This is a genomic window from Bradyrhizobium sp. USDA 4353, assembly GCF_054063215.1.
Genome location: NZ_JBSSGB010000001.1, coordinates 727,501 through 744,068 on the forward strand (window position 1 = coordinate 727,501; position 16,568 = coordinate 744,068).

The following is a 16,568-nucleotide window of genomic DNA, read 5'->3' on the forward strand; positions in this document are numbered from 1 at the left end:
GTGGGTTTCCCCATTCGGAAATCCGCGGATCAAAGCTTCTTCGCAGCTCCCCACGGCTTATCGCAGCGTAGCACGTCCTTCATCGCCTCTCAGCGCCAAGGCATCCACCGAACACCCTTAAGGCACTTGATTGCTCTCATTATCAATGTCCACACACTCGGCAGAATGTTCACTGCTCTCACCTGCCCCGAAGGACGAGGCGTAGGAGACAGCGAGGACACTGATTAGAAAGACCAGCTTGCTTCTTAAGATCGAACCGATGGCCATGCGGTCAAGCGCAGCCAACAGAGTCATTTACAACAAGCAGGATGCTTCACAGCACCAAGCTTGCGCCGAAATGACCCGGAGATAGTGAAGGCGTCGGTGCAAAGTCGAGGTGCGGACCGCTTGCGCGGTGGCCCTCATTGCACGACCCTACTCGGATCGATCTCCTCTTCACGATGTCAGATAACACGCAGTTGCCTGTAGTCCCGGTGAGGACCAGACAATGCGAAATGTTGTCTCGCGGACGAATTGAACACGGTGGCGAAAGCCCGTCTTCGCCAAGTGGCTACGCCGGGCACCACGCTCCGCCCTTCGGCTCCTGCGTGGATGATCCAGCTTGCTCTACCCTTTGGCCGCGCCACGCGTAGCCCGAAGGGCGAAGCGTGGTGGAGCCTGTCGGGATCGAACCGACGACCTCATGCTTGCAAAGCACGCGCTCTCCCAGCTGAGCTAAGGCCCCATAGCCAGAAGACGAATGCGCAAGCTGCACAGCGTCGATGATCTCGATCGGAGCCGCCCGTCTTCGCCAAGTGGCTTCGCCGGGCACCATGCTCCGCCCCTTAGGGCTCTTGCATGGCTGCGCCGTGCGTAGCCCGAAGGGCGAAGCATGGTGGGCCTGGGAAGACTTGAACTTCCGACCTCACGCTTATCAAGCGCGCGCTCTAACCAACTGAGCTACAAGCCCTAACGCTTGAGAGGCTCGGATCAAGTCAACCACCCGGCGCCTCACAGCGCCATGATGATGCACAGCGCCAAGCCCCAGGCAGCGTGTTCGTCCGCGAAGAAAGAGAAACGAAGACGGCGAAATCCCGCCAATGGAGCTCACACAAGACCTGGCGGTCTCGGTGGCTCCTGATGTTTCTAAAACAGCTCGATAGCTGATCAACCCGGAGATTGATCGATCCGAAGATCATGCTGAAGAGCCATCCTTAGAAAGGAGGTGATCCAGCCGCAGGTTCCCCTACGGCTACCTTGTTACGACTTCACCCCAGTCGCTGACCCTACCGTGGTCGGCTGCCTCCATTGCTGGTTAGCGCACCGCCTTCAGGTAAAGCCAACTCCCATGGTGTGACGGGCGGTGTGTACAAGGCCCGGGAACGTATTCACCGTGGCGTGCTGATCCACGATTACTAGCGATTCCAACTTCATGGGCTCGAGTTGCAGAGCCCAATCCGAACTGAGACGGCTTTTTGAGATTTGCGAAGGGTCACCCCTTAGCTTCCCACTGTCACCGCCATTGTAGCACGTGTGTAGCCCAGCCCGTAAGGGCCATGAGGACTTGACGTCATCCCCACCTTCCTCGCGGCTTATCACCGGCAGTCTCCTTAGAGTGCTCAACTAAATGGTAGCAACTAAGGACGGGGGTTGCGCTCGTTGCGGGACTTAACCCAACATCTCACGACACGAGCTGACGACAGCCATGCAGCACCTGTGTTTCGGGCTCCGAAGAGAAGGTCACGTCTCTGCGACCGGTCCCAAACATGTCAAGGGCTGGTAAGGTTCTGCGCGTTGCGTCGAATTAAACCACATGCTCCACCGCTTGTGCGGGCCCCCGTCAATTCCTTTGAGTTTTAATCTTGCGACCGTACTCCCCAGGCGGAATGCTTAAAGCGTTAGCTGCGCCACTAGTGAGTAAACCCACTAACGGCTGGCATTCATCGTTTACGGCGTGGACTACCAGGGTATCTAATCCTGTTTGCTCCCCACGCTTTCGTGCCTCAGCGTCAGTATCGGGCCAGTGAGCCGCCTTCGCCACTGGTGTTCTTGCGAATATCTACGAATTTCACCTCTACACTCGCAGTTCCACTCACCTCTCCCGAACTCAAGATCTTCAGTATCAAAGGCAGTTCTGGAGTTGAGCTCCAGGATTTCACCCCTGACTTAAAGACCCGCCTACGCACCCTTTACGCCCAGTGATTCCGAGCAACGCTAGCCCCCTTCGTATTACCGCGGCTGCTGGCACGAAGTTAGCCGGGGCTTATTCTTGCGGTACCGTCATTATCTTCCCGCACAAAAGAGCTTTACAACCCTAGGGCCTTCATCACTCACGCGGCATGGCTGGATCAGGCTTGCGCCCATTGTCCAATATTCCCCACTGCTGCCTCCCGTAGGAGTTTGGGCCGTGTCTCAGTCCCAATGTGGCTGATCATCCTCTCAGACCAGCTACTGATCGTCGCCTTGGTGGGCCATTACCCCACCAACTAGCTAATCAGACGCGGGCCGATCTTTCGGCGATAAATCTTTCCCCGTAAGGGCTTATCCGGTATTAGCACAAGTTTCCCTGTGTTGTTCCGAACCAAAAGGTACGTTCCCACGCGTTACTCACCCGTCTGCCGCTGACATATTGCTATGCCCGCTCGACTTGCATGTGTTAAGCCTGCCGCCAGCGTTCGCTCTGAGCCAGGATCAAACTCTCAAGTTGAACTTGAAGCTTTGAACCGGCTGATCACAACGTTTGACGAGGTCCCACCAATCGATCCCGCGCTTCACAGCGCAAAGACCATGGTGTTACCTTTGAAACATTGTCCGCCAAAGTCTTCTCGTCCGATCCCAGAACCAAAAGCCGAAGCTCTCAATCCCGAGACCCGCAAGGACTCCGCCGTCCACGTTTCTCTTTCTTCATCTTCACTTGTCAAACAGCCCGGGACCTCAGTCCCACCCTCTCTCGGAAGGGTTCCGCAACCTTATTCGACGGCGATGTGCAACCGGGTTCTACCGGCTGTGCACCACTCAACGAAGTGAGGAGCAGGATTGGCGCGAATGCTCGCCTCGGTAAGTCCCGAAGCGGCGCCGCGCTCAGTGATCGGGTGTATAGGGGGAGCCGATCGGGGTGTCAACGACGAATTTCATGAAATCGTCGCATCGGGTGATTTTTTTCCGTAGCCACCCGGAAGCCCGATTTCTTGCGGACATCGTGCCCCACTTGGGCCACAATCCTGCGACGATTTGTTAAGCATCGACCTGAGCTGATTTGCTCCAGCGGGGACTGCCATCGGCTCACGGTGATCCAGATCAAGGAATTGGCGAGCCCTTCGCCTGATTCAGACGACCGAGACGACATCGAGAGATCCTAAAGAACAACAGCGGTCCGGGGATTTGAGGGTTAGACGCCCGAGAGCCTCGAACCGTCAGAGACGCGCCATCATTCCGAGCCGTTTGTCTTAGACGGTCTGTCCTAGACGGTTTGTCTTGGATGCTTCTGTCCTGGACGGTAAGCCAACCGGCAGCTGAGTGATCTCGGTGCTGACTTTGAACTTGGGGGACGTAGGTTGAACCATCGGACGTCACGCGGCGGGATTGGGCGCGAGATCGGCATGATCGATCTCGGGCATGAGCCGCCGCTATCGGTCGATGGCTCCGAGGCCGCGGTGATCGATCGCCGCCGCGTCTCCGTCCAATGGTTTTCAGGCACGATTCTGACAGGTCTCTGCGGCGCGGCCCTGATCGGCGGCGCCGTTTTCGCGTCGCTCGACGGCGAGCTGACCTTCGCCCGCATGCCGGAGCGGGTGGAGAGCGCGCTGCGCGGCGCGTTCGGCGCCAATGACCGCGTCGCAACCTTGCGCAAAAGCGACCGCCTGCCGCCGCCGAGCGAAGCCGCCGCCGCCCGCAACGTCGTGCGCGTCTCGACCGTGACCCGCGCCGGTTCGCGCGAGGTGATCCGGGTTCGCCCCTATGTGCGGATCTCGGGCAACCTGTCGATGACGACGAGCGATCTGTCGGCGAAGATCCCGCCTTTCAATGCTCAGCGCCTGCTCACCGACGGCGAGAACGACAAGACCGGCCCCGGCGACGATCCCAACAATCCCGCGGCGATCGAGCCGGACGCCGAGGTCTCCTTCGTCACCAAGGACCTCGCGACGGTGCTGCCGAAGGCCAAGATCGCAGCCTCGGTGGCGCTCGACGAGATCGTCATGCGGGTGCGCGACGCTGCCAATTGGCGCGGCAACAATGGCGGCGTGCGCTACGCCTCGCTCGCCAATGCCGCGGCGGACGCAGCCGGCGCCCAGGGCGTTCAAGGTGTCCAGGGTGGCGACCTCAAGCTGTCCTATGCCAATGACGGCACCCTGCCCGACCCCTATGCGGGCTTCGAGACCCGGGTGGTGCCGGAGAACGTGACGCTGCTGCCCAAGACCAAGGAGCAGATCACCGGCGGCAACCCGCTCGGCGAGCGTGTCCATCTGGTCAAGAAGGGCGACACGGTCGCCACGATCCTGCGCGACCAGGGCGCCACGCCCGACGAGGCCAAGGCGATCGCCGGCCAGCTCGGCGCCCGCGGCCGCGACGGCGGCCTGAAGGAAGGCGAGAAGCTGCGCATCATGATGGCCCCGGTGAGCCCCGCTCCCGGCGCCCGGCTGCAGCCGGTCCGCGTCATCGTCGCCAACGAGACCATGATCGAAGCGGTCGCCGCCCTGTCGGACCTCGGCAGATATGTCGCCGTCGACGTGCAGAGCATGAACACGGTGACCGAGACCGCCGATAACACCAATGACGATGAAGAGGATGACGGCACCGGCGTCCGCCTCTACCAGAGCATCTACGAGACCGCGCTGCGCAACAAGGTGCCGGCTCCGGTCATCGAGGACATGATCCGGATCTACTCCTACGATGTCGACTTCCAGCGCAGGGTGCAGCCGGGCGACTCGTTCGATGTGTTCTATGCCGGAGACGACGACGACAAGCCCGGCACCACCGACAAGAGCGAGGTGCTGTTCGCCTCGCTGACGGTCGGTGGCGAGACCAAGAAATACTACCGGTTCCAGACTCCCGACGACAGCGTCGTCGATTATTACGACGAGACCGGCAAGAGCGCGAAGAAGTTCCTGGTCCGCAAGCCCGTCAACAACGCGATCATGCGCTCCGGCTTCGGCGGCCGCCGCCACCCGATCCTCGGCTATGTGAAGATGCACACCGGCGTCGACTGGGCCACCGCCTATGGCACGCCGATTTTCGCCGCCGGCAACGGCGTGCTGGAGAAGGTCGGCACCGAAGGCGGCTACGGCAAGTACATCCGGATCAAGCACAACAACGGCTATGAGACCGCCTACGGCCACATGTCGGCGTTCGTGAAGGGCATGGAGCCGGGCAAGCGCGTGCGCCAGGGCCAGGTCATCGGCTTCGTCGGCTCGACCGGCCAGTCGACCGGCCCGCACGTCCACTACGAGATCCTGGTCAACGGCCGCTTCGTCGATCCGCTGCGCGTGAAGCTGCCGCGCGGCCGCTCGCTCGAGGGTCAGATCATGGCGAGCTTCGAGAAGGAGCGCGACCGCGTCGACCAGATGATGACCGGCCGCAACGGCACCTCGCGCATGTCGGACGCCGGCCCGATCCAGGTGAACCGGTAGCTATTCAGGTCTTGCAAGACGCAAACGGCCCGCGCTGATCGCTCAGCGCGGGCCGTTTCGCTTTTGAGCCCGGCGAAGGCCGGAGATCAGTTCAGCTTGCGCTTCGGGATCGGCGCCTCGAACGTCGCGATCTCGGCCGTGCGATGCGCCTTGCCGTTGAAGGTCAGCACATTGCCTTCCGAGGAGATGGCGACCTTGTCGCCATCCTTGATGTCGCCGGCGAGGATCATCTCGGCGAGCGGATCCTGCACGCTGCGCTGGATCACGCGCTTCAGCGGGCGTGCGCCATAGGCCGGGTCCCAGCCCTTGGCGGCGAGCCAGTCGCGCGCATCGCCATCCAGCGACAGCGCGATCTTGCGCTCCTCCAGGAGCTTCTGGAGCCGCGAGAACTGGATCTCGACGATCCGGCCCATCTCGCTCTTCTGCAGGCGGTGGAACAGGATGATCTCGTCGACGCGGTTGAGGAACTCAGGCCGGAAATGCCCGCGCACCGTGCCCATCACCAGCTCGCGCACCTCTGACGTATCCTCGCCCTCCGGCTGATTGACCAGGAACTCGGAGCCGAGATTCGAGGTCATGATGATCAGCGTGTTGCGGAAGTCGACGGTGCGACCCTGGCCATCGGTCAGGCGGCCGTCGTCGAGCACCTGCAGCAGCACGTTGAAGACATCCGGATGCGCCTTCTCGATCTCGTCGAACAGCACGACCTGATACGGCCGGCGCCGCACGGCCTCGGTCAGCGCCCCGCCCTCGTCATAGCCGACATAGCCGGGAGGCGCGCCGATCAGCCGCGACACCGAATGCTTCTCCATGTACTCGGACATGTCGAGGCGGACCATCGCGGTCTCGTCGTTGAACAGATATTCGGCGAGCGCCTTGGTCAGCTCGGTCTTGCCGACGCCGGTGGGGCCTAAGAACATGAACGAGCCCATCGGCCGGTTCGGATCCTGCAAGCCCGCGCGCGAGCGCCGCACGGCGGTGGCGACCGCATGCACGGCCTCGAACTGGCCGACGACGCGCTTGCCGAGCGAATCCTCCATCCGCAGCAGCTTGTCCTTCTCGCCCTCGAGCATCTTGTCGACCGGCACGCCGGTCCAGCGCGAGACCACCTGCGCGATATGGTTGGCGGTGACCGCCTCCTCCATCATCTCGCCGGCGTTCTCCTTGGCCTCGATGTCGGCCAGCCGCTTCTCCAGCTCGGGGATGCGGCCATAGGCCAGCTCGCCCGCCTTCTGGTACTCGCCGCGGCGCTGCGCATTGGCCAGCTCGATGCGCAAAGCATCCAGCTCGCTCTTGAGCTTCTGCGCGTTCGACAGCTTGTCCTTCTCGGCGCTCCACTTCGCGGTCAGCGAGGCCGACTTCTCCTCGAGATCCGCAAGCTCCTTCTCCAGCGCCTGCAGCCTTGTCTTGGAGCCGAGATCGCTCTCCTTCTTCAAGGCCTCCTGCTCGATCTTGAGCCGAATGATCTCGCGGTCGAGTGAATCCAGCTCCTCGGGCTTCGAGTCGACCTGCATCTTCAGCCGCGCCGCCGCCTCGTCCATCAGGTCGATGGCCTTGTCGGGCAGGAAGCGGTCGGTGATGTAGCGGTTCGACAGGGTGGCCGAGGCCACCAGCGCGGAATCGGTGATGCGCACGCCGTGATGCTGCTCGTATTTGTCCTTCAGGCCGCGCAGGATCGAGATGGTGTCCTCGACCGTGGGCTCAGTGACGTAGACCGGCTGGAAGCGGCGCGCGAGGGCGGCGTCCTTCTCGACATGCTTCTGGTACTCGTCGAGCGTGGTCGCGCCGATGCAGTGCAGCTCGCCACGGGCGAGCGCAGGCTTCAGCAGGTTCGATGCATCCATCGCGCCGTCGGCCTTGCCGGCGCCGATCAGGGTGTGCATCTCGTCGATGAACAGCACGAAGGTGCCTTCGGCGGCCGTCACCTCCTGCAGCACGGCCTTCAGCCGCTCCTCGAACTCACCGCGATATTTCGCACCCGCGATCAGCGCGCCCAGATCGAGCGACAGCAGCCGCTTGTCCTTCAGGCTCTCCGGCACGTCGCCATTGACGATGCGCAGCGCGAGGCCCTCGACGATCGCGGTCTTGCCGACGCCGGGCTCGCCGATCAGCACGGGATTGTTCTTGGTGCGCCGGGACAGCACTTGGATCGTGCGGCGGATCTCCTCGTCCCGGCCGATCACCGGGTCGAGCTTGCCGTCGCGCGCCGCCTGGGTCAGGTCGCGGGCATATTTTTTCAGCGCATCATAGGCGTTCTCGGCGGTCGCCGAGTCGGCCGTGCGCCCCTTGCGCAAGGATTCGATCGCTGCGTTGAGATTCTGCGCGGTGACGCCGCCCTTGGCGAGAATGCTCCCGGTCTCGCTCTTGGCATCGAGCGTGAGCCCGAGCAGCAGCCGCTCAACGGTGACGAAGCTGTCGCCGGCCTTCTCGGCGGCCTTCTCCGCCGCATCGAAGGCGCGCGCCAGCTCGGGCGACAGATAGATCTGCCCGGCGCCGCTGCCCGACACTTTCGGCATCTTGTTCAGCGCGTCCTCGGTCGCTTTCAGGATCGCGCGCGAATTGCCGCCGGCGCGATCGATCAGGCCGCCCGCGAGTCCCTCGCTGTCGTCGAGCAGAACTTTTAGAAGATGCAGCGGCGAGAACTGCTGATGGCCGTCGCGCACCGCGAGAGACTGCGCCGATTGAATGAAGCCCCGCGCGCGCTCGGTATATTTGTCGATATTCATGATGTTTCCCTCAGCCTGCTGTGACGCCCCGAAGGCACGGTTCCAGCATCTTCATTGGGTTTGTGACCGCGCACGTTGACGTCCATCAACGCCGCAACTCTTGACGTCGCCGGGGTGCACCCGACTTGAGAGGAAATGTGGGAAGGCGGCCGAAAAACGGAAGGGGCGGCTTCACAAAATCGTGTGCCCTGGCCGGTCGGGCAGGAATCTCCTATGACGCGCCATGAGCCAGATCAGCCCCGCCCGCATCACCGGCCTGTACCGCTATCCCGTCAAGGGCCTTACCCCGGAACCATTGCAGACCGCCCCGTTGCGGGTCGGAGAAACGCTGCCGGCCGACCGCCGCTACGCGCTCGAAAACGGCCCCACCGGCTTCGATCCGGCGGCTCCGGTCTGGAAGCCCAAGACGGCCTATCTGATGCTGATGCGCAATGAGCGCCTCGCCGGCTTCAAGACCGTCTTCGACGACGCAACCAACGTCCTCACCATCCGCAAGGACGGCGCCATTGTCGCGCAGGGCGATCTCGAGAGCACTGACGGACGCGCCGCCATCGAGGCGTTCTTCGCGCGCGAGTTCGCCGAGGAGCTGCGCGGCCCAACCAAGTTGCTGTCGGGCGGCGGCTACGCCTTCACGGACCTGGCGCGCAAGGTGATCTCGATCATCAACCTCGCCTCGGTGTCTGATATCGAGAAACTAGTCGGCGCTGCCGTGCACCCGCTGCGCTTCCGCGCCAACGTCTATGTCAGCGGCTGGCCGGCCTGGCACGAGGCGACACTACTGGGCGAGACCCTGCGGATCGGCACGGCGCGGCTGAAGGTCGTCAAGACCACCACCCGCTGCGCCGCCGTCAACGTCGACCCCGACACCGCGGCGCGCGACCTCGACATCCCACCGGCCTTGATGAAGGCCCGCGGCAACAACGAATGCGGCATCTACGCCGAAATCATCGCAGCCGGCGACATCGCCATCGGCGATGAGCTCGCCGTGGAGCAGCCGCGGCTGGTGTAGTTCGCTCTCGCCGCATCGGCGGTCTGCTCCCTCTCCCCGTTCTTCACGGGGAGAGGGCTGGGGTGAGGGGCAGCCGCACGGGAAGTGCAATTTATCTGCCGCGAACCTGTGCTTGTCCTGTTAGTACGTCTCAACCAGACTTCGGCGCCAGCCGCCATGCCCGTCCGATGGACCTGCTTTCACGGCCGCGGATGTGCCATGCCCCTCACCCGGATTGCTTCGCAATCCGACCTCTCCCCGCAAAGAGCGGGGAGAGGTTGCACCGGCCGCGCCGAGATGTGGTGCGTCAAAACTGCGAAAGGTAAACCACCGTCGCCGCACGAAGCCGCACGGGCGGTACCGCTTTCCGCAAAGGCCGAACTGATCAGTTCGGCATCACATAGGCGTACACGCGGCCGCGCGACACGGCGCTCTCGCGCACGCGGTGGCCATAGTTGCCGGAGATGACGATCGGGTTGCCCTGGGCATCGACGCCAGAGACCACGCCGACATGGCCGCCGCCGCGGCGGCTCATCACGGCGATGGCGCCGACCTGCGGGCCGGAGACGCGCTGGCCGTAGCTCGCGAACGAGCGCGCCATGTCGGAGCCTGTGCCGCGATGGCCGGTGCGCTCCAGCACCATGTTCATGAAGCGCGCGCACCACAGGCTGCGACGCCCGGTCGGATTGCCGCCGCCGACATAGCTGCGCGCGGCAGCCACGACGCTGCTGCCACCGCCGAAGCCGCCCGACGATGCCATGCCGTCAGACGCCGTCCCCGGCATCATGAGGCTGGCCTGCGCGTCGGCGACGCCCTCGACCTGCATCCGCGCCACGCCGCGCTCCCAGCGCGACTGCCGGGCGAACGAGCGACGGTGATGATGAGTCCTTGCGTAGTGATGGCCGCCGTGGCTGCGGTGGGCATGATGCCCGGAGCCGTGATGCGGACGGGCCGATGCCGGTGTTGCGGAGGCGGCAATCACGGCCGCTCCCATGGTCAGCGCAACGACGTGCAGCGACCGGCGAAGGGTAGACACAACCATACTCAATCCTTCTGTTACTTCCCCCAGTACCCTGACTGGTACTCAGACTTGGCACCCCCCGGTCCTCAGCGCGGCCCCTCTGCAAGCCGCCAGCGGGGGTCCGTAAAAAGTCGCGGTGTGACGAAACCATGACCATCGACGGCAAAAGGCCGGCGACGAGAGGGTGATTCCGAGTCTATCCTGGGGCGAAAACAAGGCTGTCGGCCGGGCCATTGTCGCGCATCACGCGACACGTCATCATCAGGCACGCGACACGGGAGGAGCTGACGATGCCCCATACGACGGCGAAAGACGGGGTTCGCCTGTATTTTGAAGAGGCAGGCCAGGGCACGCCGCTCATCTTCCTGCACGAGTTCGCCGCCGACCACACTAATTGGGAGCCGCAGCTGCGCTATTTCTCGCGCCGCCACCGCTGCATCGCCTACTCAGCCCGCGGCTACACGCCGTCAGACGTGCCGGCTTCGCCGGACGTCTACAGCTACGTGCATTTCTACACGGATGCGCTGGCCGTGCTCGATCACCTCGGCATCGCAGCCGCGCACTTCGTCGGCCTGTCGATGGGCGCCTACTCCTCGCTGCAGGTGGCGCTGAATGCGCCCACGCGCATCCGCTCGATGGTGCTGGCCGGGGTCGGCTCCGGCTCGGACCTCGCGCAGCTCGAGGCCTTCCGCGCCCAGTGCCGCGCCACCGCCGAACAGTTCGAGACGCTCGGCTCAGTCGAGACTGCCAAGGTGACCCGCGAAGCCCCCGGCCGCATCCCCTTCCTGGTCAAGGACCCGCGCGGCCACGCCGACTTCTACGCCGCGCTCGCCCGCCACGATGCCAAGGGCTCGGCCAACACCATGCGCGGCTTCCAGAGCGGACGGCCCTCGATCTACACGATGACCGACGCCATCCGCCGCGTGACTACGCCCGCTTTGATCATCTGCGGGGACGAAGACGACGCCTGCATTGAACCCAGCCTGTTCCTCAAGAATCATTTGCCGGCGTCGGGGCTGGCGGTCTTTCCGAAGTCAGGGCATGTGTTGAACCTGGAGGAGCCGGCGCTGTTCAACGAAGCGGTGGAGCGGTTCATCGCGCTGGTGGAGGCCGGGCGATGGGAGCCGCGCGATCCGCGGTCATCGGGAGCATGAATGCCGAAAATCAATTTAGCGCTCGCAGCGGCCGCTCTCATCGTAACATCGACGGTGCCGGCCAAGACAGCCGAGCCGTCCACGATCATCGGCGCTTGTTGGGAATACAACCTCTACAAGACAGACACGAAGAACGGAGTGGAGCGCACCAGATTGGAGGCGTCCCACAAGATCTGCTTCCGGCCTGACGGTGTGGCCGACGGCGTCACCTATCACGCACACGACGCATGGGATTGGAGCGAAGAATACACGCTGAGCGGCAATGAGCTCCGCTTAGGCGGCGAGAGATTCGGCGACATCACCGTCATCGATGGACAGAGTTTCACGATTGAGGCCGGAAGCGACCGCCGAGTCTACAAGTATCTATGCCGGAATAAGGCTGAAAATGCCGCCTGCGAGCAGTTTTAGTCTCGCCGACACGCCTGCCGTGGATTCCCGAGAGGCCGCGGCGTATGGGATGCCTGCCTGGGAGGGCATGAGAGCAGAGGCCGTGGCCGCCCTCCTTCGTCATCGCGAGCGCAGCGAAGCGATCCAGGGGCCACACGGAAGGACCTCACGCGTAGCCGCTGGATTGCTCGTCGCTTGCGCTCCTCGCAATGACGAGCGGGGCTGATGACATCGCCCTACTCCCCGATGATCTTAATCAGCGCCCGCTTGCGCCGGCCGCCATCGAACTCGCCGTAGAAGATCTGCTCCCACGGCCCGAAATCGAGCTTGCCTTGCGTGATCGCCACCACGACCTCGCGACCCATGACCTGCCGCTTCATGTGGGCGTCGGCATTGTCCTCGCCGGTGCGGTTGTGGCGATAGCCTGACACCGGCTCGTGTGGCGCCAGCTTCTCCAGCCATTGCTCGTAGTCGTGATGCAGCCCGCTCTCGTCGTCATTGATGAAGACAGAGGCGGTGATGTGCATGGCATTGACCAGAACCAGCCCCTCACGCACCCCGCTCTCCCGCAGCGCCGCTTCGACCTCAGGCGTGATGTTGATGAAGGCGCGCCGGCTCGGGATATCGAACCACAGCTCCTTGCGGAAGGATTTCATGGGAGAGGCACCTCATCAGCGTTGGCGTGTTTGTCTGCATTCTACCAAGCAAGCGGCGCCAGCGTCGAGCGCTCGACCGCATCGATCCTCCTGCCGGTGCACGACGGGCAATTGCCGCATGCATACCATGCATCCACTGCCCGTCGTGTTAGTTTGCCGCACGCTGCACACTTGCACCGTCGGGCAAATCAAGCGCAGATTTCCGCGCGTCCCGCCTCGCAGCAAGAGGGGCGTATCGCGGTCGTCACGAACGCTGAGGTGGGATGCGGTGGGCGTGTCGGGTTGCGCGTGAGTTCGCTTGCGCGGACGAACAATTCCGATGCGCACGGTCAAGTCGCGCGGTCCTGACATCCCGACGCTGATGTCAACTCACGGCGAAGCTTTCGCTTCTCGTGGGGATGGTGGTCAGAAAGCCCGGCGCACCAGGGAGAACGCGAAGCAGCCGTAAAGCCATCGCGCAGGGAAGGCCGGGTGTTCCGGCTCGTACCTGTGGTACCTGCCGCCTGCATTTTTTCTCGCAGGCGGGCCATGGGTGCGGCCAGCATCCGGCCTTCCCTGCGCCTCTGCGTTGTTCGGGGGCGGTGATCGATGCAGAGCCCGGGCGCGGATGCGCGGCGGGATCGGAGCGTCATGCCTTCGGCTGTTTGAGATGCCAAACGCGACAAGCCCAAAGGCTCGCCTGTTATGAGTTGCGTCGCACGGTGGTCAGGGGCGGGCGATCGATCGCCCAGCACTCAGCTGTCGTCCCGGCGAACGCCGGGACCCATACCGCGTGATCTATCGGTGAGACGAAACTGCGAGTCATCGTCCCATGACCGCCGGTGGTTATGGGTCCCGGCGTTCGCCGGGACGACAACTGAGGATGACGATACGTTGGCGGCATACGAGCCTCCGGCAACAGGACGTGCCCCTACCGCCGCTCCCCGCGGCTCAGCAGGAAAACCCCCTGCTCGCCGAACATGTTCCAGAACCACCAGGGCATCGCCACGCGCAAGGGACGGCCGTAACTATCAAGCGCCACCGCACGCTCCATCTTCACGCCGATCTCGTCACACAGCTGGACGAAGTCCTTGATGGTGCAGAAATGAATATTTGGCGTGTCGTACCAGGTGAAGGGCAGATTGTCGGTGCGCGGCATGTGGCCGCCGACGAGCAATTGCAGGCGCAGCCGCCAGAAGCCGAAATTCGGGAAGGTGACGATGGCGCGGCGGCCGATGCGCAGGAGATTTTCCAGCACGGCCTTGGGCCGTCGCGTCGCCTGCAGGGTCTGCGACAGGATCACGTAGTCGAAGGCGTCGTCGGGATAGTCGACGAGATCGGTATCGGCATCGCCCTGCACCACCGCGAGCCCCTTGGCGACGCAATGATTGACGCCCTCGCGCGACAGCTCGATGCCGCGGCAGTCGATGCCGCGGCTCTCCAGCAGTTGCAGCAGGTCGCCGTCGCCGCAGCCGATGTCGAGCACCTTGGAGCCGCGCTCGACCATGCCGGCGATCAGGAGATGATCCGGACGATAGGCCAGCACCTCGCCGCCCGTGAAGCCGTTCAGCGGCAGCACACCTTGCAGGCTCATGCCTCAGCCTCCCGTCACGGTCTTGAGGCCGCGCGCCTTGCCCGCGGAGTCGAGAAACGCGCTCGCGATCTCGAAGAACTCGGGCACATCCAGCAGGAACGCATCATGCCCCTTGTCGGTCTCGATCTCGGCGAACGACACCCGCGCGCTGGAGGCATTGAGCGCATGCACCAGCGCCCGCGACTCCGAGGTTGGGAACAGCCAGTCGCTGGTGAAGGACACCACGCAGAAGCGAGTCTGGATGCCGCGGAAGGCGGCGGCCAGCACGCCGTCATGGTCGGCGGCGATGTCGAAATAGTCCATCGCGCGCGTCAGATAGAGATAGGAGTTGGCGTCGAAGCGCTCGACGAAGGACGAGCCCTGGTAGCGCAGATAGCTCTCGACTTGGAAATCGGCGTCGAACGAGAACGTCGGCAGCTCGCGGTCCTGCATGCGGCGGCCGAACTTGCGATGCAGCGCGGCGTCCGACAGATAGGTGATGTGCGCGGCCATCCGCGCCACCGCGAGACCGCGATGCGGATGCGTCGCCTTGTCGGCGTAGCGGCCGTGATCCCATTCGGGATCGGCCATGACAGCCTGGCGGCCGAGCTCGTGGAAAGCGATGTTCTGCGCCGAATGCCGCGTCGCGCAGGCGATCGCGAGGTTGGCGAACACGCGCTGCGGATAGGCCACCGTCCATTGCAGCGCCTGCATGCCGCCCATCGAGCCGCCGACCACGGCGAACAAGGTGTCGATGCCGAGATGATCGATCAGCATCGCCTGCGCCCGCACCATGTCGGGAATGGTGATGATCGGGAAGTCGAGACCCCAGACCTTGCCGGTCGCAGGATTCAGCGACGCCGGACCGGTCGAGCCCATGCAGCCGCCGATCACATTGGAGCAGATGATGAAGTAGCGCGCCGGATCGAGCGGGCGCCCGGGGCCGACCAGCGTCTCCCACCAGCCGGGCTTGCCGGTGACGGGATGACGGTTGGCGACATGCTGGTCGCCGGTCAGCGCGTGGCAGATCAGCACCGCGTTCGACTTGTCGGCATTGAGCTCGCCATAGGTCTGGTAGGCGATCTGGAACGGCGAAAGGTCGACGCCGCAATCGAGCTTCAGCGGCTTGGTCGCATCGAAATGCGCTACCAGCGAGCTCGGATGGTCGACCTCGTGCGAACGCTCTTCCGGCGTAACGCTGCGCAGCGCGGAGGTGGATTTCGGCGTCAGGCCTGTCATGTCTTTCACCCCGGCCTTCCGGCAAGGGCTCCCGAACCACGTGACGTATCAGGCCATAAAAAACCCGGCCTGAACTGGGGTTCGGCCGGGATCGCTAACGTCCCCGGCCTGTTTAGCGAGTTTTTTAACGTGGCTGCAAGCCGGCCGGCTCAAATGACCACGGAACAGGCAGAAGCTAGTCCCGCGGGCGCTCCGCGTCAAGGCAAGCTCGGGTTGACCGCCGATCGGGCTCCCCAACGCCACAGTCCCGGCTGCAGACCAGCCAAGCCTAGGCAGCACAAGGTAAACTTGCTGTTGCGCAGGCCCGGCGCATCGGAGAGAACGGCATCCGTTCCCGTCGGCCACGCGTTTCGCCGTGGCCCGTCAAGAGTGACCCGGACCATGTCGTCGACCCCGCCCCCTGCCCCGCCCTCGCTCGCCGATCTGCGCAAGGAGATCGACGCGATCGACGAGCAGGTGCACCAATTGTTGATGCAGCGGGCCGATATCATCGACCGGCTGATCAAGGTCAAGAAGACCCAGGAGGTCGGCTCGGCATTCCGCCCGGCGCGCGAGGCCGACATGATGCGCCGCCTGGTGCAGCGTCATCGCGGCATCCTGCCGCTCGACACCGTCGAGGGCATCTGGCGCGTGATCGTCTCCACCTTCACCTATGTGCAGGCGCCGTTCTCGGTGCATGCCGACGTGTCGGTCGGCGAGTCCGCGATGCGCGATTCCGCCCGGTTCCATTTCGGATTCGTGGTGCCCTACGTCGCCCATTTCAGCGCCCAGGCCGCGGTGGAAGCAGTGGCGCGCTCAAAGGGCGATCTGGCGCTGGTGTCGACGACCTCGGGCCATACGCCGTGGTGGATCACGCTCGAGCCCGCCGGCGCGCCGAAGATCATCGCGCGCATGCCTTTCATCGAGCGCGCCGATCATCCGGCCGCGCTGCCGGTGTTCGCCGTGTCGCGCGTCGCCGACGACGCGCTGGTGCTGGAGGTCGAGACCTGGAGCATCCGCGTGTCCGGCTGGAATGCGCAGGTGTCGCGCGCGCTGTCACCGCTCGCCGACGTCGTCGCGGTGCCCGATACTGCCTTCGACAGCGCTGCGCTTTTGGTGTCGATCGAGGCGCCCTCGGACCTCGACAAGATCAAGGCTGCTCTGATCGCGGCCGGCGCCTCGGTGCGCTCGGCGGCCCTCGTCGGCGGCCATGCGAAACGCTATACGGTTCCCAACTGAGACGCCGCGCGCCAGTGACTA

10 protein-coding genes, 2 tRNA genes, 2 rRNA genes and 1 riboswitch (1 of these 15 running past the window's edge) are annotated in these 16,568 nt (G+C 63.9%); of the genes, 5 read left to right on the forward strand and 9 right to left on the reverse strand.

Features of this window, described 5'->3' with window-relative positions; all coding sequences use genetic code 11:
- From ACVILH_RS03270 to ACVILH_RS03285, 4 genes are all read right to left on the reverse strand, one after another.
- Positions 1-132 (reverse strand): 23S ribosomal RNA (locus ACVILH_RS03270); it reaches 2,710 nt to the left of the window's first position.
- A gap of 516 nt (positions 133-648) precedes the next feature.
- A tRNA-Ala gene (locus tag ACVILH_RS03275) sits at positions 649-724 on the reverse strand.
- A 148-nt stretch (positions 725-872) separates the two neighbouring features.
- Positions 873-949, reverse strand: a tRNA-Ile gene (locus tag ACVILH_RS03280).
- Between the two features lie 248 nt (positions 950-1,197).
- Positions 1,198-2,686 (reverse strand): 16S ribosomal RNA (locus ACVILH_RS03285).
- Together the 16S and 23S rRNA genes with 2 tRNA genes alongside form the textbook arrangement of a ribosomal RNA operon.
- 847 nt (positions 2,687-3,533) lie before the next feature.
- On the opposite strand from ACVILH_RS03285, the gene ACVILH_RS03290 reads away from it, so the two are divergent.
- Entirely contained in the window at positions 3,534-5,606 is a 2,073-nt protein-coding gene (locus ACVILH_RS03290) for a M23 family metallopeptidase (RefSeq protein WP_456711598.1), read from the forward strand.
- Positions 5,607-5,692: 86 nt separating this feature from the next.
- On the opposite strand, the gene clpB is transcribed toward ACVILH_RS03290, so the two are convergent.
- Positions 5,693-8,332 (reverse strand): ATP-dependent chaperone ClpB, encoded by a 2,640-nt coding sequence (gene clpB / locus ACVILH_RS03295; RefSeq protein ID WP_456711599.1) that lies wholly within the window; start codon positions 8,330-8,332, stop codon positions 5,693-5,695.
- Positions 8,333-8,555: 223 nt separating this feature from the next.
- Between clpB and ACVILH_RS03300 the strand changes: the two genes are divergently transcribed.
- Positions 8,556-9,341, forward strand: a complete 786-nt coding sequence (locus ACVILH_RS03300; protein WP_456711600.1) for an MOSC domain-containing protein — start codon at positions 8,556-8,558, stop codon at positions 9,339-9,341.
- A 364-nt stretch (positions 9,342-9,705) separates the two neighbouring features.
- Here the strand turns inward: ACVILH_RS03300 and ACVILH_RS03305 are convergent, their stop codons facing one another.
- Positions 9,706-10,362: a TIGR02594 family protein gene (locus tag ACVILH_RS03305; RefSeq protein ID WP_456711601.1), complete on the reverse strand. Its 657-nt coding sequence runs from the start codon at positions 10,360-10,362 to the stop codon at positions 9,706-9,708.
- Positions 10,363-10,631: 269 nt separating this feature from the next.
- On the opposite strand from ACVILH_RS03305, the gene ACVILH_RS03310 reads away from it, so the two are divergent.
- Both ACVILH_RS03310 and ACVILH_RS03315 read left to right on the forward strand, forming a co-directional pair.
- Complete coding sequence (locus ACVILH_RS03310; RefSeq protein ID WP_456711602.1) at positions 10,632-11,495, forward strand: alpha/beta fold hydrolase; 864 nt, start codon at positions 10,632-10,634, stop codon at positions 11,493-11,495.
- Positions 11,496-11,903 (forward strand): hypothetical protein, encoded by a 408-nt coding sequence (locus tag ACVILH_RS03315; protein WP_456711603.1) that lies wholly within the window; start codon positions 11,496-11,498, stop codon positions 11,901-11,903. It abuts the gene before it with no gap.
- A gap of 215 nt (positions 11,904-12,118) precedes the next feature.
- Here ACVILH_RS03315 and ACVILH_RS03320 read toward each other — a convergent pair whose 3' ends face one another.
- From ACVILH_RS03320 to metX, 3 genes are all read right to left on the reverse strand, one after another.
- Entirely contained in the window at positions 12,119-12,538 is a 420-nt protein-coding gene (locus ACVILH_RS03320; RefSeq protein WP_456711604.1) for a secondary thiamine-phosphate synthase enzyme YjbQ, read from the reverse strand.
- Positions 12,539-13,448: 910 nt separating this feature from the next.
- A complete protein-coding gene (gene metW / locus ACVILH_RS03325; RefSeq protein WP_456711605.1) occupies positions 13,449-14,111 on the reverse strand; it encodes a methionine biosynthesis protein MetW in 663 nt (220 codons plus the stop codon).
- Between the two features lie 3 nt (positions 14,112-14,114).
- Positions 14,115-15,329: a homoserine O-acetyltransferase MetX gene (gene metX, locus ACVILH_RS03330; protein WP_456711606.1), complete on the reverse strand. Its 1,215-nt coding sequence runs from the start codon at positions 15,327-15,329 to the stop codon at positions 14,115-14,117.
- Between the two features lie 91 nt (positions 15,330-15,420).
- Positions 15,421-15,500, reverse strand: a riboswitch (SAM riboswitch).
- A gap of 210 nt (positions 15,501-15,710) precedes the next feature.
- Here metX and ACVILH_RS03335 point away from each other — a divergent pair.
- Positions 15,711-16,547 carry a chorismate mutase gene (locus ACVILH_RS03335; protein WP_456711607.1) on the forward strand — a complete coding sequence of 279 codons (837 nt, stop codon included), beginning with the start codon at positions 15,711-15,713 and terminating at the stop codon, positions 16,545-16,547.
- Positions 16,548-16,568 lie beyond the last annotated feature (21 nt).